General features: G+C 55.9%; 16 protein-coding genes. 12 read left to right on the top strand and 4 right to left on the bottom strand.

Annotated elements, in window-relative coordinates:
• Positions 1–23 precede the first annotated feature (23 nt).
• The 3 genes from RIB44_08630 to RIB44_08620 are packed head-to-tail and all read right to left on the bottom strand — an operon-like array spanning position 24 to position 6,209.
• Complete coding sequence (locus tag RIB44_08630; GenBank protein MEQ8616645.1) at positions 24–2,753, bottom strand: O-antigen ligase family protein; 2,730 nt, start codon at positions 2,751–2,753, stop codon at positions 24–26.
• A gap of 28 nt (positions 2,754–2,781) precedes the next feature.
• Positions 2,782–5,169 (bottom strand): polysaccharide biosynthesis tyrosine autokinase, encoded by a 2,388-nt coding sequence (locus RIB44_08625; protein MEQ8616644.1) that lies wholly within the window; start codon positions 5,167–5,169, stop codon positions 2,782–2,784.
• Between the two features lie 47 nt (positions 5,170–5,216).
• Entirely contained in the window at positions 5,217–6,209 is a 993-nt protein-coding gene (locus RIB44_08620; protein ID MEQ8616643.1) for a polysaccharide biosynthesis/export family protein, read from the bottom strand.
• 365 nt (positions 6,210–6,574) lie between these two features.
• Between RIB44_08620 and RIB44_08615 the strand changes: the two genes are divergently transcribed.
• From RIB44_08615 to RIB44_08580, 8 genes are all read left to right on the top strand, one after another.
• Entirely contained in the window at positions 6,575–7,954 is a 1,380-nt protein-coding gene (locus RIB44_08615; protein MEQ8616642.1) for an oligosaccharide flippase family protein, read from the top strand.
• Positions 7,951–9,432, top strand: a complete 1,482-nt coding sequence (locus RIB44_08610; GenBank protein MEQ8616641.1) for a hypothetical protein — start codon at positions 7,951–7,953, stop codon at positions 9,430–9,432. The genes RIB44_08615 and RIB44_08610 overlap by 4 nt, the downstream gene beginning before the upstream one ends.
• 25 nt (positions 9,433–9,457) lie before the next feature.
• Positions 9,458–10,741, top strand: a complete 1,284-nt coding sequence (locus RIB44_08605; protein MEQ8616640.1) for a glycosyltransferase family 4 protein — start codon at positions 9,458–9,460, stop codon at positions 10,739–10,741.
• Between the two features lie 46 nt (positions 10,742–10,787).
• The gene (locus RIB44_08600; GenBank protein ID MEQ8616639.1) at positions 10,788–11,714 is read left to right on the top strand and encodes a class I SAM-dependent methyltransferase; all 927 of its coding nucleotides are present in this window, start codon (positions 10,788–10,790) and stop codon (positions 11,712–11,714) included.
• A 2-nt stretch (positions 11,715–11,716) separates the two neighbouring features.
• Positions 11,717–12,334: a sugar transferase gene (locus RIB44_08595; GenBank protein ID MEQ8616638.1), complete on the top strand. Its 618-nt coding sequence runs from the start codon at positions 11,717–11,719 to the stop codon at positions 12,332–12,334.
• Entirely contained in the window at positions 12,334–13,290 is a 957-nt protein-coding gene (locus tag RIB44_08590; protein ID MEQ8616637.1) for an aldo/keto reductase, read from the top strand. Before RIB44_08595 ends, RIB44_08590 begins: the two co-directional genes overlap by 1 nt.
• Positions 13,291–13,328: 38 nt before the next feature.
• Positions 13,329–14,318, top strand: a complete 990-nt coding sequence (locus RIB44_08585; protein MEQ8616636.1) for a thiamine pyrophosphate-dependent dehydrogenase E1 component subunit alpha — start codon at positions 13,329–13,331, stop codon at positions 14,316–14,318.
• Between the two features lie 73 nt (positions 14,319–14,391).
• A complete protein-coding gene (locus RIB44_08580) occupies positions 14,392–15,399 on the top strand; it encodes a transketolase C-terminal domain-containing protein (GenBank protein MEQ8616635.1) in 1,008 nt (335 codons plus the stop codon).
• A 2-nt stretch (positions 15,400–15,401) separates the two neighbouring features.
• Here RIB44_08580 and RIB44_08575 read toward each other — a convergent pair whose 3' ends face one another.
• On the bottom strand, positions 15,402–18,674 hold the full coding sequence (locus tag RIB44_08575; GenBank protein MEQ8616634.1) for a S8 family serine peptidase: 3,273 nt from the start codon (positions 18,672–18,674) through the stop codon (positions 15,402–15,404).
• A gap of 522 nt (positions 18,675–19,196) precedes the next feature.
• Here RIB44_08575 and RIB44_08570 point away from each other — a divergent pair.
• The 4 genes from RIB44_08570 to RIB44_08555 all read left to right on the top strand — a co-directional run bounded on the left by RIB44_08570 (position 19,197) and on the right by RIB44_08555 (position 23,335).
• Positions 19,197–19,868 (top strand): DUF2238 domain-containing protein, encoded by a 672-nt coding sequence (locus tag RIB44_08570; GenBank protein ID MEQ8616633.1) that lies wholly within the window; start codon positions 19,197–19,199, stop codon positions 19,866–19,868.
• On the top strand, positions 19,865–20,353 hold the full coding sequence (locus RIB44_08565; GenBank protein ID MEQ8616632.1) for a TspO/MBR family protein: 489 nt from the start codon (positions 19,865–19,867) through the stop codon (positions 20,351–20,353). Before RIB44_08570 ends, RIB44_08565 begins: the two co-directional genes overlap by 4 nt.
• 99 nt (positions 20,354–20,452) lie before the next feature.
• Positions 20,453–22,150, top strand: coding sequence for a glutamine--tRNA ligase/YqeY domain fusion protein (locus RIB44_08560; GenBank protein ID MEQ8616631.1), 1,698 nt, complete (start codon positions 20,453–20,455; stop codon positions 22,148–22,150).
• A gap of 21 nt (positions 22,151–22,171) precedes the next feature.
• Positions 22,172–23,335, top strand: coding sequence for a terpene cyclase/mutase family protein (locus RIB44_08555; GenBank protein MEQ8616630.1), 1,164 nt, complete (start codon positions 22,172–22,174; stop codon positions 23,333–23,335).
• The last annotated feature ends 11 nt before the right edge of the window (positions 23,336–23,346 follow it).

Raw genomic sequence — 23,346 nt, 5'->3', positions numbered from 1 at the left:
GGTAGCACTGAATGTTGCGTCATCTATTGGAACGACGTTGGTGTCAAGCTCGTCTCGCGGTTCTCGCTTCGTAGCGCTGCGAGCCGGGCTTTGGAAATCGCTTGAATCGTCTGTTTCACGCTTTCGTCCCGGGGACGCCGAATGAGGCACCAGTCGAGATGCGTTTCTGCTTCCTCGATTCTACCTGCCTCGGCAAGGGTTAAACCAAGCAGGCGTCGCGTGCCGTAATTCTCAGGGGTAACTCGTACCGCCGTTGCTAGGCTTTGCAGCGCTGCTTCCGCTTGATGGGTTTCGATCTGCATGGTCGCCAGTCGCAACCAGAGGCTTCCCGCTGCTTCGCGCGAGAGCGAAGGCATCTCACGCTTTGCCTGAGCGACTGCATACTCCGTGATGGCTATAAGTTCTTCAGCAGTACGAGCTGAAGCACGATAGTGGGTCCAGAGCGGGCGAAGCGTATCCCATTTTGGCTGGAACATTTCCAGAAAGGCAGGAGCAGGCAACTGTGCTGCGAGCAATTGAATAATGCGTTGCTGATGGATGCCTTCGTCCTGAAAAGCGTCTTGCCAAAACTCAAAGGCTTTGGCTGTCTCTCCTTGGACCAGCTTCTGCTGACCGGCTGAGAAAAGGACGTCACCGCTCTGAGGCTGAGTAAGCAGTGCCTGGGCAACGCAGGCGTCAATCACGTCGGGTCTGTCGGTTCGTAGGAAGCAGAGATCAGCCAAGTGGAGGTAGGCCTTTCCCAAGAGGGGACTTAGGGTTGCGGCTCGCTGCGCGTGGTGATTTGCTTCGTAAAGCATCTGGCTATGCTCGCCGAAAGCCACGACGAGCCACTCTTTGAGCTCCTGCGGACTGGCGAAACGCCCCAGAGCAGCGTCACGGATCTCTAGGACGGGCATCGCGTTTTGGGCTTTCATCGATTCAAGCATGAATGCCGTCTTCGCGCGGGTCGCCAGCATCAGGTGCGCGTCGGCATTGCCCGGATGCCAGCGAACGGCAGCCCTCAAGTGGGTGAGCATTCTCTCGTAGAGTACTGATTTCTCAGTGAGTTCGGCTCGTTCCGACTCGGGATCGTACTCGCTATGCGGTTTCGCTAGTCGGGCGTGTGAGAGCCTCTCTCGTGCCCTCGAAGCAAGCAGGTAGCTATCCCAGTGCAAGGCGCCAATTCCCGGGCCAATCATTGAGAAAACAAGCGCGGCTCCCAAAGCGGTAACACCGATCGGTGTGACCCAGCGAAAGCTGTCGAGCGGCGCTTTGTCATACGCACTACGGCGGGGCGAACCCTCCGCGGCAAGTCTGGCAAGAACGGCGAGGAGAAAGAGAGTCGCTGCGAAACAAGCCGGGTTGTACCAGACGAAATCCCAAGTTGATTGCAAGAGACTTGCCGCCAAACTGGCAACAACGCCGACTGCAAGCAAGTAAGACTGATTCGAGGGAGCGAAGTAGATAGCCACAAAAGCCCAGCGTAAGCCAACTGCCAGGGCCAGAACCAAAAGGAATCCCCCAAGGAAGCCATTTTCCGTGAGGACTTGCAAGTAGCCATTCTCTGCATAGACATAGAGGTCGCGCTGCGACTTCTTCAAGTAGGCGTGGTAGATACGCGAATGACTCCCCGTACCCGAACCGAACCAGCCGCCTTGTTTGATTGCACCAACATTGGCGGCCCAAATACTCCTTCGCCCTCCGTCTTTGTCGAGTTGCTCTAGAGAGGTCACGGTTAGGTCGTCTAGGCGATGGGCAACTTTTTCGTACCCGTAGACGGTCAGTAGCGCGAAGATTCCGAGGGCGAATCCTCCGAGAGTTCCCACTGTTCGCGACGTTAGCAGTCCTCGGACCCAACAGGCGAGCAGCGTCAAGCAACTCACAAACGCGACCGTGATCATTGCTCCTCTTGAAAGTGTCAGCAATGCGGTAAACGCGACCAACAGAGTTGCTCCGCCGAGCACGAACGTCTGCCAGCCGATGTCGGAAAGAGTTTTTTGGAGGGTCTGGGGCTGAAAACTTGTCGGCTTCGTTTTCGATGCCTCGCGGTCGAGCAGATGGGCTATCGTTAGGGCCAAGAGCGGACCCAAGGCGAGAACGAGGAAGTGACCGAGGTGATTGCGATTACCAAAGGTGCCTCGGAGATCAAAGTCATCGAGAAAGCCAGGTCGCTCGTAAAACCAAAGAAACAAGCCGTTGCTGCCAAACTTTTGTAGTAATCCAATGCTTGCCGCTAAGGCAGCACCCCCGGCAAGCCAGTAAAGCCGTTTGCGGAGATCTCCTAACTCAACAAGTCGCTGAGAAGCGACGGTAAACAGTAAGCCGTAGGTCAGCATCATCACCAGCGCGATACGACTTGAGTCTGGCGCTAACGAAAGGGTTTGCCACTTGCCTAGGCCGATCCCATTGAGACCGCCGGGGCTCCACATGGGAAGCAGTTCGCTAATGCGAGGCGAAAGCGATGCAATCCAGCTCGTCGGCAATTGCACCAACTGCAGTCCCACCACCAAGGTCGCCAGTCCGAACAACCAGAGACCCGGTACGGATCGAGCACGGTCGGCGTGGGTAAAAGCCTGCCTAGTGAACCAAGCGATTGCCACGGCGCAAGTAATTGTGACAAGAAGCAGTCGCCCAAAGTGATGATTTCCGCCGAACGCCAACGGGACGATCAACGAAACTGCCGCTAGGCCCCAATCAACCGTCTTTAGGCAGAAGTCCCCTAGGGTTCCACCAGGCTGCGGGTGCGACGAATTGGTTCGGTTCCATTGGGACATTTTTACGACTTGAACAATGCGGAATTTCTTAGGCAGCACGTCGAGGTTTGATAAGTGGCGTAGGCGACGGGCTACTCTTGCTCAATTCAGGAGCCCTAGGGGGTAGCGGAACCGTTGTGGCGACAGGTGGTATTGATTCAGGACTCGGCGGGGTGAACGAGAAGGTCTCGGCTGGTAGGCTCGGCTCCTCTGACTCGTCGAGAGACTCCTCATGCCCATATCCGTAGCCATACCCGTATCCGTAGCCATAACCGGCCGCCTCCTCGGAAAGCCCGTTGGCGACGATTCCGAAGACGTTACTGCCGCTCGCGGCAAAGCTCTCGACGGCACGCATGACGAGTCGGCGGTGGTTCTTTTCGGGGCGCACTACGAGTACTGCACCGTCGACTAATTGGGCGACGATTTGGGCATCGCTCACGGCCAGCACGGGCGGGCAGTCGACGATCACTTGATCGTATTGCGAGTCGGCCCAGGCTAAGAGTTCCGCGAATTGGCGGCTGCTGAGCAGTTCAGCAGGGTTTGGTCGGCGAAGGCCGGCGGGGATGACGTCTAACAGTTCGTTTTCCGTATGCTGGACGACTTCAATGACCGTCTGCTCAATGGAAGTGTCCTCAGCCAAAATATCTGCTACGCCGCGTTGACCTTTGAGATCAAGTAGCGCTGTCATGCCCGGTTTGCGAAGGTCTGCATCAATCACCAAGGTCCGTTTACCTGCCTGAGCAAATGAAACGGCCAGGTTCGAGGAGACGGTCGTCTTTCCGTCGCCAGGCTCGGTGCTGGAGATCAACATTCGATCGGTCGATTGACCGTTCAGAGTGAGTGAAGTTCGGAGCGTGCGGAACGCTTCTGTCTCGACAGCATGAGGTAAGGCGTGCGTTTGTACGGAGGCGAGGCCCTCACCGGAAAGTGGGTTGAGCGTGCGAACAATCGACAGGACGGGAACGTTTAGCAGCGCGGTCAGTTCTTCGGGCGAGCTGAATCGGTCGTCAAGCAAGTCTTGCACGTACACCAGTAGTCCGCCGACGGCCAGACCACCAAGCAACGTCATGACGATCACGTTCCGCAGCAGCGGTGAGACAGGGATTGGCTCCGGTCGCGGGTCGCTTACAACTTCGACGCGGATCGGTGCTTGAGCTTTCTGGAAATCGACGTCTGAAATTGCAACTGCAAGGTTGTCGATTTGCGTCTCAAGCCGCTGGATCTCGCGATCCAGGCCTTCCAGCATGTAGAGCGAGCCTCGATGACGAGAGGCTTCGTCCCGTGCTTGAAGATAAGAAACCTCGATCTGTTTTTCGCGGTCGATCGCTTGCTGAACCGATTGCGTTAGCATGCGTTCGACAACAGGCCCAAGCTCGCGACTGCTGGAGTCGCCGAATCGTTTACTCACGTTGACGTGATAGTTCTCAAGGAACTGTTCGACGCTCTGTATTTCCTCTTTTAGTTGGATGATGCGTGGGTGGTTCGGTCCCTCGTAAGAAGAGGCTTCATGCAGCTCGTTTTGCGCGGCGAGTAGGCGACGTTGGTGGTCGGCCAAGACTTGGTGGTCTTGTCGGCTCATTCCTAGTCCAGCGAGAAGCATTTCACGACCAACCACGGTTTCGACGCCGGCAAGATGCTGGGTGATGTCTTCACCGCGTTCGCGGGCCGCTTTCACGGTGGTCATGACCGAAGTCAACTCGAGCCGCCGCTCCTGGGCCGTCAGGAGTGCTTGGTTGAGCATTAGAGCACGCTGAATGATGGGGTCGATCACTCCATCTTCGCTATTTACATCGAGATGCCCTACCCGATGGCTCAGCTCTTGAAGCTGTTGCTGTTTGATACTTAGAAGCTTCTGCTTCTGGCTATGCTCGGTACGCAGGTTCTCGAGCTGCAGCCCCGCAGAACCTTGGTGAGTGCTGCCAACGAACTCGAGATACGAGGCCAGAACCGCTCGGACGACTGCTGCTGCGGCGACATCTTTTCGGGAACGATAGCTTAGTTCGATGAAGTTCGTATTCCGGGTGACTTTGACCGCCAAACCTTTTGCTAGTTCTTTTGCACGTTGTCGTTCGGGTGTACTAACCAGATCAACCCGGTATTCGGGTTCGAGCCGTTCGATCGCAGCTTCCAACACACGCTCGCTTTTCACGAGATCGCGCTGGGTAGCCATTGTTGACTCGTTGCTGTCGTGATCGCCGACAGAAGCAACTTGGTCAGGCCGATGCTGGATAATCAATATCTTGGCTGATGATTCGTACTTTCGTGGTGCGAGCGCGTAGTAGACTCCGCCACAGATGACAGCGACACAGAGAGTGCTGTAAACCACCTTGCGACGAAACCTAGCGATGCGCAGAAATCGCAAGAGACCTGGCACCAAGTCTGCGGACGGGGCCGCAATCGAGGTGCTGACTTCGTTGTTTTCTTGCGGGGGAGTCATCAAGGTGGTCTTTGAGTCGTTTTCGATATGCGGGGAATTAAGTTGTGCTAGAAAAGCGCCGTCGAGCCGCTGACTGCGACACGGAAGAACTTGCCGATCGTATCCACCACGATTGTGGCGGGCGTTCGTTCCACGGAAACCATATCGCCGGGGGCTAGGCGAAGATTCTCAGCACCGTCAGTTTTCGCCCGAGCTAGGCTCGCCTGAATGACGACGGGCTCGGTTTGATTTGGCAAACGCCGAATGACCAACACTTTATTGGCCACCGGTGAGCTGATCCCTCCGGCCATGGCCACGGCGTCAAGCAAATAAACGTCTTGGTTAGGTGGCAACTCGAATTGGTTCGGTTTCTTTACAAGGCCGGAGATGTGAACGACACGTTTTTCCTTGGGCAACACCATCACGACATCGCCATCAGACAGGGGTTGTGCCACTCCGCCTTGCTGACTCAGCTGTTCCAGATCGATACGCATGCTTCTGGGGCCAGCGTACCCTCGGCGCTGCCTGTTTCTCAGGAAGCCTGCAGGTTCGACTCCTTCAGCCGTCTGGCCATCGCGGTACCCTGCGAGTTGAACATCTGAAGGGTTGCTGCTTGCTTCGGCGAGCTTTGGTGGTTGCTGCATGATGTCGACCATCGTGCTGGCGTCCTCGGCCAGACCACCGGCAGCGGTGAGTGCGGCTAGCAGGTCACTTGAGTCGCGTGGAAGTTCATGTAGCCCCGATTTTTTGATAGCCCCGATGACAGTGATTTTGTTGACCGCCTTGGTTTTCATTTCCACGGAAATGTGCGGCTGCCGGTAAATTCCACGCTCAACAGCAGCACTGGAAACGACTTGGCTAGCGGCTGGTGGTTCGAGCCCGGCTACCTGCACTGGGCCAACCAAAGGGACATCGACATTTCCGGAATCATCGACACGAGCCAACGTTGGAGCTGGTCGCTCTCCGGTTCGTCCGGTGGAAACCGTCACTGAGAGAAGATCCCCCGCGGCGATTAACGATCCACCGTTGCCGGTGCTCGCCATCCTTGAGAGGTTGAGCATTTCGGTATTCTTCGTGGCAGCAACTTGGAACTCAGGAGGCAGCCGATTGGCCCGAATCTGACCGCTCTGGCAGCCAGCCAACCCCAACGCGCAGCCTGCCAACGCGGTAACTATTAGCGGGTGAGATATTTTGTTGCTTTGCTTCATTGGGTAAAGCAATTTCACTTTGAATGGGTTTATTGAAGGCTCGCGACGCATCGCTAGTTAGCTCGCGCACGAGGGATTCAGAGCGGGCGGATGCTACTCGGTGAGCAGTCCCCAAGCAAGGTGGGTTGGAGGGCCTTAAGAGATGCCAGCGTTAGGAACGCCGGTTGCCAAGACTCCGTTGACTACAAGGCTTGCTTCTCTCTATAAGCCTGCCAGCGATGCCTTCTGCATCAGGTACTCCCGAGACCCCTCACGACGCCGGCATGCCTAGCCTTTCCCAAGCTGCGATTCGAATCACCGACCGAGTCTCAGGTCGTGTGCTAGCATTGCAGTCGAAGCTCGGGCAGGGTCGGCTTACGCGAGGTGTTGCGACAATCGCGATGGGGCACGCTGGCGGCTATGCACTGATGTTGCTGGCAACACCGCTGTTGACGCGGCTGTACTCACCATCGCAATTCGGCGTGCTAGCAACCTATGGCTCGATGATGTCTCTGTTAGGCGTGGCGATCTGTTTGCGTTTTGAGGCCGCTATTCCACTTCCGAAAACCCGCCGAGCTGCTGGCAGGCTCGCTCAGCTAGCACTGCTCTCGGGTTTGGCTTTAAGTGTGCCCGCTGTCTGTGGCATTGGGCTCGCATTGCAGTGGTTCGGTGGGGACTCGAAGCTTGCTCCGCTGCGGCCCTACCTTTTTCCGCTCGCACTCAACCTCTTGGCTTATGGCCTGTTTCAGATCCTCACACTTTGGGCGACTCGTGATGCTCAGTTTCGCAGATTGGCGCAATTGCGTTTTACGCTGATCGTGAGCATGGTTCTTGCTCAGTTGGTTTTCGCGTTTCTATTTGACGCCTGGAATGGCTTGATCCTTGGCCAGTTGGTTGGCTACTCGCTGACGTGTCTGATTACTTTGGCATGGCTTGGTAAACGCCGGTTGCCGAAGTTCTCGTGGCGAGGCCTCAAAGCCGCGGCTGCAACTTACCGGAGATTCCCTCAGTTTGGAGTTGCGTCGGAGACGCTCAACATTTCGCAAACAACGGTGCCGCCTCTGCTACTGGCGAGCCTTTACGGTACCACCTGCGCGGGCTGGTTCATGCTTGCTTGGCGAATCGTTGGCGCGCCGCTCACGCTTTTGGTAGTTCCGGTCGCACGGGTTTATCTCTCAGAAGCATCGAGGATTGGTCCTCACGCGCCGAAGGAGCTACGAGATTTCTTCATTCGTACCCTACGCAAGTCGGCGCTGGTAGGAACTCCTGTGATTGCGCTATTGGCCCTGTCGGCTCGCGTGCTTTTCCCCTGGGGCTTGGGACAACAGTGGACAGAGGCAGGCGTCTATTGCCAGATTCTTTGCCCGCTACTGCTGATGCACTTATTCGCCGTTTCGATCCGTCCCACCTTTGACGTCACCCATCGACAAGATTTGCAGTTTGTGGCTGCCGCCATTGGGGCTTCGCTGATGTTGCTAGGGCTCTTCCTGCCTTCCTATTTCCTGGGCGATCCCCTCGTGACGATTGCTGCGATGAGTGCTGCCGGCTGTTTGTCGCACTTGATCTCCGTCAGCCTCAGTTGGTACGCGATTGGTCATCCGCGGGGGGCCGTTTCGTGAACACTCACCGCGTCGCATTAGCGTCCAACGCGAGAACCAGCTCGTCAGGGAAGCGAATCAGCCGGATGGGCGTTGAGAACGCCCTCTCCGCTGCCGTGGTGATTGGGCTGAACCTTTGGATCAGTATCTTCAGCGATCTCGATTCGCATGCAGTGCAATGCTTCGCTGTTGGGTCGCTGGTTGCGTTGGGTGGAAAGCTTCTGCTGGGGCCCTGTCTTCAGGTCTCGAATCTCACCATCCCCGCGATGTTCCTGATGGCTTACTTTTGCCTGATGGCATTGCCTTCGCTGATGATCTATTCGGAGATGGATCATTGGGCTCGCAGTAATTATCTCTGGTGCATCCAGAGCGTGTTGGTGACCTTTCCCGTCGGCGTGCTGCTGGCCACTTCTTGCTTCTCCGATTCGAGAAAGCGAGTCGCCGCTTACGCCGCTGATCGTTTACACATCACCGCTGGTGATGTGGCGTTCCGACGGATCGTCTACCTGGTGTTCTGGATCGCTTGCGGTGTTGCTGGCGTTTACATTGCTGTCTCGGAATTCATTCCCATTATGAAACTATTCGTCGACTACTCCGCAGAGATCGACGACCTCTCGTTACGCTTCTCTGTTAGTGAGTTGCCGCGTGCTTTACTCTTTGCCCTTGCGATCTCTCGTAGTCTGCTGATACCGCTCTGCATGCTTTATCTGTACTTCATGTGGGTAGCAGGCGGAGGAATCTGGCGACGCGATTTTCTATTCGTGTTCATCACAGGAATGATTATTGCTTGCCTGTCATTGGAGCGAGCCCCAGCAATGGTGCTTTGCTGCATGTTGCTGTTTGGGGTAGCAATTGCGAATACGCAACGGCTGTTTCGTGTGAAAGCGATCAGGGCCTATGCGACAGTCGCTTCGATTGCACTTGTCGTGACGGGGCTCATCTCGGCAATCCAATACGACAGCGAGGCAGACCTTGGCGAAGTCCAGGACGGCGTGCATCACGTTGTGGTGAATCGTATCCTGCTTGCCTCGGCGCGTACTTCGGCGATGGCGTTCGAGTACTTTCCAACAGCAGACCGACAACTGCGTGGGCAATACATTCGCATGTTTTGCTTGCTCACAGGGCGCGAGTATCTAGAGAGTCGCTATGCACCACGCCTGGTAATCTTGCCGGTGAGCTTTGTGGGCGATCTCTGGCGCAATTGGGGTTGGCCTGCAGTGTTGCTGGGAGGTTTGATCGCCGGCTTTGGTACCCAGGCGGTTCAAGTCGCGCTGTTGCGTCGGAAGAGCGTCATCTCCGCAGTATTTCAGGCCATTTTGATTCTCGTCTGGATTTGGCTTATCCCAGGAAATGCCTTCGGGATTGTTACCACTAGCTTGCTGTTGTGTTCGTCGGTTGGCGGATACTGGGCGATCGGGAAGAGCTTGGGCTTCACTATCCAAAACCAACAAATGCCGCAAAGAACGACGCAGCCTACTTCCGCCCGTGTTGCTGCTTAGGAAGCGCTGCTTAAGGAACATCGTTATGAAGGTCTGGCTGATCAACAGTACTGAACCAACCCCTGCCGACGCAGGCGCGATGCGTCTTCGACGCACCGGGATGATCGCTGAGCAGTTGCTCAAGCGAGGCCATCAGGTGGATTGGTTTACCTCCACCTTTTCGCATTTTGATAAGGAGCATCGCTATCGCAGTGATAGGCTTGTTGAACTCTCTGAGCAATTTCGAGTTCGCTATCTGCATGTGCCTGCCTACCAGAAGAATATCTCTCTGCAGCGATTGAAGAATCACTATCTCTTGGGTCGCAAGCTACGCACCGTGATGGCTCGAGAAACGCAGCCCGATGTGATTCTTTGCTCGTATCCAACAATTGAAGCGAGCTACACGGCTGTGAAATACGGTCGAGAGAATGACGTGCCTGTTGTGCTTGATATCCGTGACCTTTGGCCTGATCTGTTCGTGGACCATGCTCCCGGCTCAACGCAAAAGATCGCCCGTAGTGTTCTTGCGCCGTACTTCCGTATGTCGAGTAATGCCTGTGCGCAGGCAACCGCGCTGTGCGGTAGCACTGACGAGTTCGTCCGCTGGGGCCTCGAACGAGGTGGGCGGGGCCTTAGTGATTGGGACCGTGCTGTTCCGTTCGCTTACGACCCACCGAACTTGAGCGAAAACGAGTTGCAAGATTCACGTCGCCATTGGGATCAAGAAGGGATCGGAGTCGACCCAAACGTGCCGGTCGCCTGCTTCTTCGGAACACTCAATCGACAGTTCGACTTCGATTCGGTCATCGACGCAGCTCGGCGAGTGAATGCGAAACGTCACGTCCAGTTCGTCTTCTGTGGACAGGGTGAGGTCCTTGAAAGCTTGCGGGCCGAGACGGCTGGCGACAAGTTCATCAAATGGCCGGGTTGGGTCAATGCAGCCCAAATTTGGGCACTGATGCAGCACTCACAGTTTGGCTTGGCACCCTATCTGGAAACGCCCAATTTCCTGAGCAACGTCGCTAACAAACCGATTGAGTATCTCGCCGGAGGGCTACCGATCGTCAGTAGTCTGTCGCGAGGTGCGCTGCATCGGCTCGTCGAATCCAACGAGGTGGGAATCAGCTACAACGGCGACGCGGACCGCCTTGCTTCCCAGATGCTAGCCCTGCTAGCCGATACTGGGCGGCACCGAGAACTGGTGCAGAATGCTCGCGATCTTTTCCTAGAAAGATACTCAGCCGAGCAGGTTTATGGGGGCTTCGCAGAGCACTTGGAAGCTATTGCGGGCAGCACGGCTGATCGGTACTATCCCCGCCCGGCAGCATGATCAGTTCTTGCTGCTTCCGCAGGAGCTAGCAAGAAGGATTCATCAAGTGCAAAGTGCAACGAGTCGATCTCGAGAAGACCTGATAGCCACGTTGCGAGAAATCGATCGCACGGGCGACGATACCTGGCTCGCAAACGTCGAAGACCGCAAAGCAGAAGAAGCGCGCTTTCATGATGAGAAGGTCGACCGTCACGGCAAAGATCGCGACGCGGAAGACCTGCAAGAGAAGAGCCGTGGCAACAAGCGGTTCTATTCAACTGTTGAGAAATCCAAGCAGCATACGCTGCAGTGGATCTCTTCACACTCGCCGGGCAAAGTGGTTCTTGATTATGCCTGCGGTCAAGGCTCGTTAGCGATGCACGCCGCACGTAGTGGAGCCGACTTGGCCATCGGGCTCGACATCAGCCGCACTTCGATTCTTAATGCCCGTTCCGACGCCAAAGCTGACGGGCTGGAAGGCAACACATTCTTCCTACAAGGCGATTGTGAAGCGACAGGGCTGCCAGACGATAGCGTGGACGTGATGATCTGCTCAGGGATGCTGCATCACCTCAACGTTGAAGAGGCCTTCCCTGAGATGTGTCGGGTTTTGAAACCAGGTGGTGTTTGCTTGGCGATCGAAGCCCTCGATTACAATCCGATCGTCAAAGCTTATCGATTGCTCACGCCTGGTTTGCGAACCGAATGGGAGAAGCACCATATTCTCTCTCACGACGAGCTGCAGCTATCTGAGCATTATTTTGATGTGAAGAACGTCCGCTACTGGCATTTGGCGAGCATTGCTGCTTCGGTACTTCGCAAGACTCCACTTTTCCGCCCTGCCCTTTCGATCGGCAATGCGATTGATGCGGTGATCTTGCGAATCCCGCTAATACGTCGGATGGCTTGGCAATTCAGCTTTGAGCTTCACAAGCCAGCGGTCAGCCAGTCGAAACAGCGACCCACTCAGCCATCATCGAGGCAGGCGGCCTAATTGTGCAAGAAGTTGCCAAACGAACTCTCGACCTGGTAGTTGCCCTAGTAGCCGTTGCGCTGCTTTTGCCGATTTTGATATCGGTGGCTATTCTCGTGAAACTCACTTCGCCAGGGCCAGTGTTCTACCGTGGTGTTCGCACGGCACGCTATGGTGGCGAGTTCCGCATTTTCAAGTTCCGCACAATGGTTGTGAACGCGGAGCGCTTAGGTGGAACGACCACAGGCCAGAACGACGCTCGGCTGACGAGCATTGGTAAAACGCTACGCGACTTCAAACTCGACGAGCTGCCGCAACTGTTCAACGTGATCTTTGGCGACATGAGCCTCGTGGGTCCACGACCCGAAGTGGAAGAGTACACGAGTCAATTCACGCAGGAAGAACAACGGATACTGAGTGTTCGTCCCGGGATCACCGATCTCTCGAGCCTGAAATTCCACGACCTCCAATCCCATGTCGGCGGAGAAGATCCCGATAAAGTCTTCCGCGAGCGAATTCTGCCGCAGAAGAACGCGCTCCGTTTGCAGTACGTCGATACACGAAGCTTCTGGGGCGATATCGCTATCCTTTGGCAAACCTTCTGGGTGATCGCAACTCGACCACTGCGGAGGGCTTCCTGATGGAATCAACCACGCTCGGCAACTCGGGGCTCGAAGTCTCCCGTCTTGGTTTCGGAGGCTGTCCTTTGGGCGGGCACGGCTGGGGCAACGATTCGAGCGATGCCGAGGGAGTCGCTGCGGTGCGGAAGGCCCTGGAGCTTGGGGTTACCTTCTTTGATACAGCCGATGTTTACGGTTTGGGCCGCTCCGAAGAACTGCTTTCTGAAGCACTCGGAGACGCCCGCCACGAAGTAGTGATCGCCACGAAGTTTGGTGTTCGCTGGGATTTACAAGGTAACACGCGGAAGGATATCTCGCCTGATTACGTCCGCACGGCACTTGAAGCGAGTCTCCGCCGGCTGCGGTTGGAGTGCATTCCCCTTTACTACGTTCACTGGCCTGACGGCGTAACTCCCGTCGAAGAGATCGTCGGTGAGTTGGAGTGTCTGCGGTCAGAGGGGAAAATCGGTGCCATCGGCCTCTCGAACTTTTCGCCTGAAAAGGTCAAGCGTGCAGCCGAAGTAGCTCCGATTAGCGCTCTGCAAATTCAGTACAGCTTAGTGGATCGAAGTCTTGCTGAGGAAGCGTCGGAAACCACTCAAGCAACCGACACTCCTTTGGTAACCTGGGGCTCGTTGGCTCAAGGCCTGTTGTCCGGCAAGTACGACGTCAACAGCCGCTTCGAGGAGAACGACCGTCGGAGTCGTTACGAGAATTTCCAGGGCGAGAAGTTCCACGCCAATCTACGTGTTGTCGACGCGCTGAAACAGATTGCCGCTCGCGTCGGGAAGAGCCCGGCACAGACGGCGATGCGTTGGCTGCTCGACACCGATGGTGTCGGCAGTGTGCTGTTTGGTGCGAAGCGTCCGCAGCAAGTCGTCGAGAATCTGGGAGCTGCCGACTGGCAGCTTTCCGAAGCAAGCTACCAGCAATTAATCGAAACCGCCCGTGATGCTGACCGAGCAAGAGCAGCCTGATTGAATCCATGCTATCGATGCAAGAAAGTAGGCCCGCGATGAAGACACTCAATAATGTAAATGAGCAGACGGATCTCCTGCGATTCTATCGCTCGATGCTCAGGATTCGACTATTCGAAGAAGCCGTAGCCGATGTTGTCGAAGCCGGCGAGATCCGTACACCTTGTCACTTTTGCATTGGTCAGGAAGCTCCGCCGGTAGGGGTTTGCGAAGCGCTGACCACCGACGACCAAATTTTCGGAGCACATCGCTCGCATGGTCATTACCTGGCGAAGGGCGGCGACATGCAGGCCCTTATGGCGGAAATCTTTTGCCGCAGCACGGGTTGTTGCGGCGGCCGAGGTGGTTCGATGCATGTGATTGATACGAGCGTTGGCGTGATGGGCACGGTACCAATCGTTGCTGCGACGATTCCCATTGCCGTAGGGGCGGCGCTCGCGGCGAAGTTGCGTGGTGAGGACCGTGTGGCGGTGAGCTTCTTCGGTGACGGTGCCACCGAAGAGGGGCACTTTCACGAGTCACTCAATCTGGCCGGCGTTAACAACTTGCCAGTACTCTTCGTTTGCGAGAATAATCTGTACTCCAGTCACATGGGAATTCACCAGCGCCGCCGTGAGGACAACATCCTCAAGAGTGCCGAAGCTCACGGCATTGTTGGAGAGAGTGTCGATGGCAACGATGTGACGGCTGTCTTCGAAGCAAGCAAGCGAGCCACGGCCCGTGCTCGTGCCGGCGCAGGGCCGACGCTGCTTGAGTGCCGCACGTTCCGCTGGCGAGGCCATGTTGGACCGGCGTGGGACTATGACGTCGGTGTGAAGCGTAAGGACGAACTCAAGGATTGGATCAAACGCGATCCGCTGCTCCGTTGCCGACAGGAACTCGTAGAGCAAGGTGTTACCGAGCCAGCGCTAGCAGACCTCAGGCAGGAGGTTGAAGAAGAAGTAGCGGCAGCGTTGGAATACGCGAGAAACTCCCCTGAACCGATGGGATCCGAAGTTTTACGACACGTCTATTCGGAAGCTGCCTAGCAAACTTTGACTATTCGGGTGGCACTGCTGGACAAGTCAGCAGTGGCACACAACAAGTTAGAACGGATTCGAGATGCGAAAACTCAATTACGCCGGAGCCATTTGCGAAGCCCATCGTCAACTTCTGGCGAGCGATCCGCGGGTGTTTATCTTGGGCCAGGGGCTTTGGAGTCCTTGGTACGCGGGTGCGAGCATGAAGGACTTGGATAAAGAGTTCGGTTGCGAACGCGTAATCGATTCTCCGGTAAGTGAGAACGCCACAACGGGGGCGGCCATCGGTGCGGCGATCGCGGGGATGCGTCCCATTGTATTCCATCCTCGGATGGATTTCATGTTGCTGGCCGTTGATCCGATTGTGAATCAGGCGGCCAACTGGTCCTACGTGTTTGAGGGGAAGGGTTCAGCTCCGCTGGTGATCCGCGCAGTGATTAACCGTCGCGGCGAGCAGGGGGCTCAGCACTCGCAAGCTTTGCAGGCGATGTTTGCTCATATTCCGGGCTTGAAAGTCGTGATGCCTTCGACGGCTTATGACGCCAAAGGCTTGCTGGTTGCTGCGAATCGAGACGACAGCCCCGTCATGTATATCGATGATCGCTCGCTATACGACTTGGAAGAAGAAGTCCCTAAGGAGCTTTACGAAGTCGAGATTGGGAAGGCGGCAGTTCGTCGTGAGGGCACGGACCTTACGATCGTCGCCCTTTCGAGCATGGTTCCCAAGAGCGTGGAAGCAGCTGAGCAATTGGCTGTGAAGGGGATCGATGCAGAAGTCATCGATCTGCGGTCACTGAAGCCGTGGGATCGTGAAACCGTAGTCGCCTCCGTGAAGAAGACAGGTCGGCTCTTGGTCGTCGATGAAGCGTGGAAGACGTGCGGCTTCGCGGCGGAGGTTGCTGCCACGGTCGCAGACGAAGCTTTCAGTTCCTTGCGAGCCCCAGTGCGACGCACGACGCTTGCCGACGCCCCCGCCCCTTCAAGCTTTGCCCTTGAAGAAGCCTATTACATCACCGCAGAACAGATTGCGGAAGATGCGAGTGAATGTGTGCTTGGCGAGTACGCGAATCCGACAGCGGTTGCAGCCTAGTCTTACCAGGCGCCGACACTGCTGAAGATATAGTCAACGGCTTCAATGTCCGAGTCGTTGTCTCCACCATTCACGGCATGTGCTGATACGTTATCGAATCCGGCAGCGGTATTGCTGAATCCGGTTCCAGAGAGCCGAGTTCCCCAGTCACGGACCAGCAGGCTATCGTCGGCTATCGAATCGTAGAACGTAGCCGTGTCGTTGCCAGTGCTGGCATTGCCTGTGGATTGATCAAAGCCTTGGGCGTAGTTGTAGAATCCGTCGCCGCTCATGACAGTGCGGTCGCTCCAAGCACGGAAGAGATCGTCTCCCGCAGAATCGTAGACCGTAGCAATGTCGTTGCCGGTTGATGCATACGCATACGTGCGATCGAAGTCTTGCACGTAGTTGTAGAAGTGATCGCCTGAGATCACTGCGCGGTCCGCCCAGCCACGATAAAGATCGTCACCCGCCGAGTCGTAGAGGTAGGCCCGGTCGTCGCCATTGGTGCCGTAGGTGTAGGTGCGATCGAAGTTCTGTACGTAGTTGTAGAATCCGTCACCTGAGAGGACCGAACGATCAGCCCACGTTCGCAGGACATCGTCGCCATCGGAATCATACGAGTAGGAGACGTCGTTGCCAGTTGATCCGTAGACGTAACTTCTATCGAAACCAGCAGCGTAGTTGGAAAACCCGTCGCCTGATAGAACAACTCGATCCGCCCATGCACGGTACAGGTCGTCTCCATCGGAATCATAGGAGTAGACGAGATCGTAACCGGTTGAGGCTTGGGCGGTTGTTTGGTCAAATCCGCCGGCGTAGTTGTAGTAACCGTCGCCGCTCATGATCACGCGATCGTGCCATGTGCGATAAAGATCGTCTCCCGCGGAGTCGTAGGTGGTGACCTGATCGTGCCCAGTCGAAGCGTAGGCATACGTTTTATCAAAGTCGTGAGTCTCGTTGCTGAAGCCCGACCCACTCATGACGGTGCGATCAGCGTAGGTGCGATAGAGGTCGTCGCCTGCGGAGTCGTAGCTAAAGGCTTCGTCCTGCCCAGTGCTCGCGTAACCGTGGGTCACTGCGAATCCGTGAGCTGCTAGAACGTTGCCGGTGCTCAGTGACATTTCAACACGATCAACGTACGTGCGGTAGATGTCGTCCCCTGCGGTGTCGTAGACAGCTACCGTGTCTGATCCTCCTCCTCCATGAAGGGTGTTCTGTTCGACGCTGGTAGCGGTGACCGTGTAGTTCGCTCCGGTTAGGGAAGCGGAATCCTCGCGAAGCTCGCCGGTCTCGTCACCGGTTGATCCGTAGGCGACGAAGACGTCCGTGCCACTTCCGCCATCGAAGTTGACGGTGCTGACTTCGCCTAGGCTGAAGTCGTAGGCGACATCGTTGACGGAAACGTTGTAAGTACTGCCCGCCGTGAAGCTAAAGTTATCATCGCCGCTAGTGCCGGTGACGGTAACGACTCCGCCGGAGAGATTCACCAGATTGGTCATCTGGAAATCAACGTCGGCGTTGGTTCCCACGGCGTGGACGTAGAAGGCTTCGCCTGAGCTTGCCAAAACGTCGACGCGGGTGGCCCCAGCGTCGATCAGTTCCAGGTTCTCATTGTAAAGCTCAAGATTGATGTCTCCCCCGGCGGCGTCGAACGCAGCCTGTACCGTCATGTATCCATTCTGAGAAGCTTCAACTCGATACCAGCCTTCGCCAGCAACGACGACATCGTTCACTGCTCCAGAGAGGAACGCTCCCCAATCAACAAACGAGAAGCTGGACTCCGCGGTCACGTCGATGTCGAAGTAACCGAGCCCGTCGGAAGTTCCCAGGCCGACGGTGTAAGTTTGGCCAGCGACTACATCAAGCGTAATGGTTTCGCCATTCGCACCGGAAACGGTACCTCCTACCGCGGTCCACTGGGCGGCCAGCTCGTGAGTCATATTGGTCGCGGTAAAGCTGACCGTGCCGGTCGAACCCGCGGTGAAGCTGAAGTAATCCGCGTCGGCGATTTTCGAGATCACACCGCTGACCGAGGCCGTATCGGTGATGGTTCCCAGGCTATGGGCAGCGCCGGCGCTGTCGCCATAATCGTCGGTGGGCATCAAAGCATCGATGGCTGCCTGGATGTTCAAACGACTGTAGGAAGAATTCGAAGCGGAGTCGAAGAACGAATCCGCTGTCGCGATCATGTGATCGAAGATCGTGTCTTGCGTGATTCCCGTTTGGCCAACGAACTCCATCGCTTCGCGAACCAAGATACTGGCACCGGCAACGTAAGGCGAGGCCATGCTCGTGCCGCTCTTCGCGCGGAAGTCGTCAGTGACGCCGTTGTTGTTACCGTTGTAGTCAGGAACGGTGCTATAAATCGAACGTCCTGGAGCAGCAATTGCCCGATCGTGTCGCTGGCTGTAGTAGCTGAGATTACCGCTGTCATCGACCGACATCACGGGAATGACGTAGGGGCTAGCCGCTGGGTAGCTGAGGCCGGGCGCGTTAAAGCTCTGGTAGCTATTACCAGCCGAAACCGCGATGAAGATGCCGTCTGCTTCGAGCTGAGCGAACTCGTTCTCAAGGTTTGCCCAACCGGGGATCGCGCTGGAGTTCCAGTTCGAAACCCCCAGCGAAAGATTCACGGCGGTAATTGGGTTTTCGAACGCATCTTTGTTCTGGTGGACCCACTGCAAGGCACTTTCAACCCAGTGGAAGTAGCCGTTGCCATCGTCGTCGAACACCCGCAAACCGACAAGATCAGCACCAGGGGCGACGCCTTCGTGCGTGCTGTCCGTACTGCCAATGATGCCTGCAACATGGGTGCCGTGGGAACCTGAAGGACCGCTGTCGTAGGGATCGTCATCGCCCCAGCCGGTGAAGTCGTATCCACCAACCACGCGGTAATCGCTTCCGAAACCACCACCAAGGGCATAGTGGTCGTAGGCGATACCGCTGTCGATGACAACTACCGTCTGTCCGTTTCCACGAAAGCCGTAGTCTTCGCGGACGTCGTTCAGCCCGGTGGTATTGTGGGCGCTGTTGAGATGCTGATCGATCTCTTGGAAGTACGAGTCGAGATCGACTTGCTCGGTTGGGTCACGCCAAAAGTCGGCGGTCCGCTCTACCTGCTGTTGTATTTGTTGCTCAACATGTTGGTTGAGCACTGGGGGCTCATCAAACGAATGGTGCTCAATGCCACCACCCAAGAAACCCGTCAGCGGGTTAGCCGTCATCGCCAGCCGCTCTTCAAGCGACTCGATTTGGCTATTCAGCCGATTCGTGTCCGTTTTGCTCTTGGGCATCCGCCCGTTCCCCTCTCTCTGCCTAAGCTGGGTGACAGACGGCGTTCCCTCGCGACGACGCTGTTTGCCCAACTGGCAATTCAATGTAAACAAGAACAATCAGAAAAGCTTGCCGCTAATCTGCCGTAGTGGGGAGAACTACGAAGTTTGTGTAATTCAGCGGCTTGGTTGCACAAACTTCCGCAAGCCTTGCAATAGCTTGGGCAACATCTGAAACTTAGTTCAGAAACATGAGGATTGCGGATCGTTGAAGCGTGGCAAGCTTGGAAAACTTTGCCGCCGCGCACGTCACGACCGGAACCTGAGAAGGCAACGCGTTGACGACCTTCCACGTCGCGTGGCGTAGCGTTGCCAGAGGGCAACCTGATGATGCCCAGATGCATCATGGTGTACGACGCATGCCGCACGAGGGTTCGAAATGATGTAGAGCGAGCACGAGTGAAACGCTTGAAATCTAGTGGTTTCGCTGCCAGAAGTAGGTTCTTCTTCGCCGCGAGACTCGCTATTGGGGAGAGAGCAAAATTGACTACCACGTCGGAAACGAATTCTCGCTCGCAGTACCAATTGTTACTGGCCGTTTTCTGTGCCGCATCGCTGGCACTAAGTCTCATGTCTCCGATCTACCCAAGGCAACAATGGTTGCAACACGTGCCTACCGTCTTCGGCATAGCATTCTTGCTCGCCAATTCTCAACGTAGGTGGCTGAGTAATCTTTCCATGGCTTGCATCACTGCCTTTCTCTTGCTTCATATCGTTGGCGCACGGTGGATCTATTCGTATGTGCCTTATGACAACTGGATCAACGCGATTCTGGGAACCGACACGTCGGAAGCGTTCGGATGGAAACGCAACCACTACGATCGGTTCGTTCACTTGGCGTTTGGAATCCTGTTTACTTACCCGCTGGCCGAAGCTTGCGTGAAGCTTTGGCGTCTCAAACGGTTGCACGCCATCAGCTTGGCTTTCACGGCAGTATTAGCGGTGAGTGCGGCTTACGAGATTTTCGAGTGGTTGCTGGCGATCGTTGCCGCACCGGAATTTGCTGAGAGATACAATGGACAGCAAGGAGACTTCTGGGATCCCCAGAAGGACATGGCCCTTGCGGGAATCGGAAGCTTGATCATTGGAATAGGGCTGGCGATTTCAGGCAGGCGATTGGACAACTTGTTGAAACGAGAAGATGACAACTTATGACAGAAGAGACGACAGAGAAAAGCACACACTGGCCAGCACTAGCCGTATTTCTCGCAATCTCAGCGGCTGCGATTGGCGTTGGGCAGTTGTACCCACCCGGCCAGTGGTTCGCCTCGCTCAACAAACCGGCCATCAACCCGCCGGGCTGGGTTTTTCCCGTCGTGTGGACACCGCTCTATGTGATGATCGCTGTAGCCGGCTGGTTAATCTGGCGTGCGGGTCCGAAGTCACTGGGGATGAAGTTGTGGGCTGTGCAAATGGTGCTCAACGTCGCTTGGTCAGCGATTTTCTTCGGCGCTCACCGCCCCGGCTTGGCGTTGATCGAGATCACATTCCTCTGGCTCGCGATCGGGGCAACGATCCTCGCCGCTCGCCGGCTTAGCCAACGGAACGCGAAGTTGGCGGCCTGGTTGCTAGTTCCCTACTGGCTCTGGGTGAGCTTCGCGACGCTGTTGAATGCTTCGTTCTGGTGGCTGAATCGGTAGCGGTGACAATCGCTTATGGGGATGCCTGAACCAGTAGTCAAAGCTACAATGCCTTGAACTCACCCAAACTACCAGATTCGGAACTCCAGCAGAGCCATCATGGAAGCAGCAGAGTCAGAGAAAGAGCCTGAGAAGCAGTCCCGTAACTTTATCGAACAGATCATAGATGCTGATCTGGAGAAAGGTAAGAACGATGGTCAGGTGCATACTCGGTTTCCTCCCGAGCCCAATGGCTACCTCCATATTGGTCACGCGAAGAGCATCTGTCTGAACTTCGGAATCGCCGGTCAGTACGACGGAAAGTTCAATCTGCGATTCGACGATACCAACCCTGCCAAGGAAGAGCAGGAATACGTCGACGCGATCATCGACGACGTGCGTTGGCTGGGCGGGGATTGGGAAGACCGGCTGTTCTATGCGTCCGACTACTTCGGGCAACTCCATGACTGGGCGGTCCAGCTTATCGAAGCAGGGAAAGCCTACGTTTGCGACCTTAACGCGGAACAAATGCGTGAGTATCGCGGGACGCTCACTGAGCCTGGCAAGCCAAGCCCTTTTCGCGATCGTACGGTAGAAGAAAATCTCGAACTGTTCGCCAAGATGAAGGCCGGCGAGTTCGCCGATGGCGAGCGGACCCTGCGAGCGAAGATCGATATGTCCTCGCCCAATATCAATCTCCGCGATCCAGTCATGTATCGTATCAAACATGCTCATCACCAGCGGACGGGAGATGAGTGGTCCATTTATCCTTCGTACGACTTCACGCACGGGCAAAGCGATTCGCTTGAAGGGATTACACATTCCATCTGCACCTTAGAGTTCGAGAACCATCGTCCACTCTACGATTGGTTTTGCGAGACTCTGGAAATCCATCATCCGCGACAGATCGAGTTCGCGCGTCTCAACCTGACTTACACCGTGATGAGTAAGCGGAAGCTCCTGCAACTTGTCACGGAAAAGCACGTTGCCGGTTGGGACGATCCGCGCATGCCGACGCTCCGAGGGCTGCGGCGTCGCGGTTACACCGCGCAAGCCATCCGGTCGTTCTGCGAACGCGTTGGTGTGACGAAAGTGAATAGTACGATCGATATGGTCTGGCTAGAGGATGCGATCCGCGAGGACCTTAACGAGAATGCACAGCGCAGAATGGGCGTGCTGCGACCCTTGAAAGTTGTGCTGACCAACGTGGCTGAGGGCGAAGTGGCGAAGACGTGCGAACTGCCGAACCATCCGCAGCAGCAAGAACTCGGTACCAGAAAAGTCAAATTAGGACGCGTGATCTACATCGAACAAGACGACTTCCAGGAAGATGCCCCCAAAAAGTTTTTCCGCTTGAAGCCAGACGGCGCGGTGCGGCTGCGTGGTGCAGGTATCGCAGTGCTTGAGGAAATCGTCAAAAACGAAGCCGGAGAAGTCACGGAGTTGCACTGCTCATTCAATCCTGACACAACGGCTAAACACAATGACAAGAAGGTGAAAGGGACGATTCACTGGGTGGATGCCGAGCAAGCGGTCGAAGCAGAGGTGCGGTTGTATGATCACTTGTTCCGTGTCGAGAACCCTGATAAGGCCCCTGAAGGCGGAACTTTTCTCAACAACCTGAATCCGAATTCGCTAGAAACATTGATGGCAAAAGTCGAACCTGCCCTTGGGAAAGTGGAATCGGGAGAGCAATTTCAGTTTGAGCGGCTCGGTTACTTCTATGCCGATCCGATTGATTCGAAAGCGGGCAAGCCCGTATTCAATCGAACGGCGACCTTGCGTGATAGTTGGGTAAAAGAGGGTCAGAAGGCGTAGCTCAAAGCAAGCGAGATGATAATGCGAGGTAACTCAAGAAAGTGGTTGGCTCTCGCTTTCACTTTTCCATTTCTGGGAAGTTGTTCATTGCAGCTCGCTCGTGCCCAAGGCCCTTCGCGTGAACCACTCGCGAATGCCCTCACTGAAGCCCAATGGAATCAGCTCGACGCATCCGTCGATCGCGGGCTTGAGTGGTTACTTGCCAAGCAAGGCAACCAGGGCGAGTTCTACTCTGCTCGGCCAGCGGGCCAGCCAGGAATCACCGCGCTGGCTTTGTTGGCATTCATGTCGCGCGGACATCAGCCAGGTACTGGTCCTTATGGCAAGCAACTGCAGCGAGCGGTTGAGTTCGTCTTGTCTTGTCAGCTCGAAGATGGGCTCTTCAGCTACAAACGGCCCGAAGCAGTTCACGTGCGACGGCGACCGTCACATACAGCTACCTATAACCACGCGATCGCTGGCGTGATGCTCAGCGAAGCTTATGGTATGAACCCTGAGCGTCGCGACGAGCGACTACGGTCAGCCATCGAGCGTGCGATTGCTAGAACACGGCAGTTACAAACCAAGAGAAAGCCACGTCCTCAGGACGTCGGTGGCTGGCGATACATTCGACGCAGTACCGAGGGAGCTGACTTCGAGTCTGACTTATCGGTTACGGCTTGGCATCTGATGTTTTATCGCTCTGCTCTGAATGCTGGCTTCGAAGTCAGGCAAGAATTCGCTGAAGAGGCGGTCGCCTACGTGCGGCGATGCCACGTTCCACTGGGAGATCGGAACCGCAGGCGCGGTGCCTTTTCTTACTTCGCTGAGGGGACACACATGGCGAACCATCCCATGACAGGCTGCGGTTTGCTCACGCTTGCTTTGGGCGGTGCGGCGGACGATCCGCTCTGCCAAGACGCCGCCGATTGGTTGCTCGCCCACCCGAGTCGACGTTACGATGATTTGGAACGTTTTTCCTACGCGGCCTATTATTCGTCGCAGGCGATGGCTCAAATGGGAGGGCATTACTGGAAGGAGTATTACCCTTCTCTCGCAATGGGGATTGTTCGCGGGCAGCAGCGGGACGGTTCTTGGCTCTCGCAGCACGACACAACCGCCGACTTTGGTCCTTGCTATCCCACTTCGATGTCTATACTAGCTCTCACAACAGGCTACCAACTCCTGCCGATTTACCAACGATGACAGTGAAGCCT

The organism is Lacipirellulaceae bacterium, assembly GCA_040218535.1.
Taxonomy (GTDB): Bacteria; Planctomycetota; Planctomycetia; order Pirellulales; family Lacipirellulaceae; genus Adhaeretor.
The sequence above is the reverse complement of the archived record's forward strand: the minus strand, read 5'-3'. Positions and strand labels throughout refer to the sequence as shown.

What these genes read in the sequence shown, in the direction of transcription:
- RIB44_08630 (MEQ8616645.1), bottom strand. Translation starts at nt 2,753, where the DNA reads ATGTCCCAATGGAACCGAACCAATTCGTCGCACCCGCAGCCTGGTGGA.
- RIB44_08625 (MEQ8616644.1), bottom strand. Translation starts at nt 5,169, where the DNA reads ATGACTCCCCCGCAAGAAAACAACGAAGTCAGCACCTCGATTGCGGCC.
- RIB44_08620 (MEQ8616643.1), bottom strand. Translation starts at nt 6,209, where the DNA reads ATGCTCAACCTCTCAAGGATGGCGAGCACCGGCAACGGTGGATCGTTA.
- RIB44_08615 (MEQ8616642.1), top strand. Translation starts at nt 6,575, where the DNA reads ATGCCTTCTGCATCAGGTACTCCCGAGACCCCTCACGACGCCGGCATG.
- RIB44_08605 (MEQ8616640.1), top strand. Translation starts at nt 9,458, where the DNA reads ATGAAGGTCTGGCTGATCAACAGTACTGAACCAACCCCTGCCGACGCA.
- RIB44_08590 (MEQ8616637.1), top strand. Translation starts at nt 12,334, where the DNA reads ATGGAATCAACCACGCTCGGCAACTCGGGGCTCGAAGTCTCCCGTCTT.
- RIB44_08585 (MEQ8616636.1), top strand. Translation starts at nt 13,329, where the DNA reads ATGAAGACACTCAATAATGTAAATGAGCAGACGGATCTCCTGCGATTC.
- RIB44_08580 (MEQ8616635.1), top strand. Translation starts at nt 14,392, where the DNA reads ATGCGAAAACTCAATTACGCCGGAGCCATTTGCGAAGCCCATCGTCAA.
- RIB44_08575 (MEQ8616634.1), bottom strand. Translation starts at nt 18,674, where the DNA reads ATGCCCAAGAGCAAAACGGACACGAATCGGCTGAATAGCCAAATCGAG.
- RIB44_08565 (MEQ8616632.1), top strand. Translation starts at nt 19,865, where the DNA reads ATGACAGAAGAGACGACAGAGAAAAGCACACACTGGCCAGCACTAGCC.
- RIB44_08560 (MEQ8616631.1), top strand. Translation starts at nt 20,453, where the DNA reads ATGGAAGCAGCAGAGTCAGAGAAAGAGCCTGAGAAGCAGTCCCGTAAC.
- RIB44_08555 (MEQ8616630.1), top strand. Translation starts at nt 22,172, where the DNA reads ATGCGAGGTAACTCAAGAAAGTGGTTGGCTCTCGCTTTCACTTTTCCA.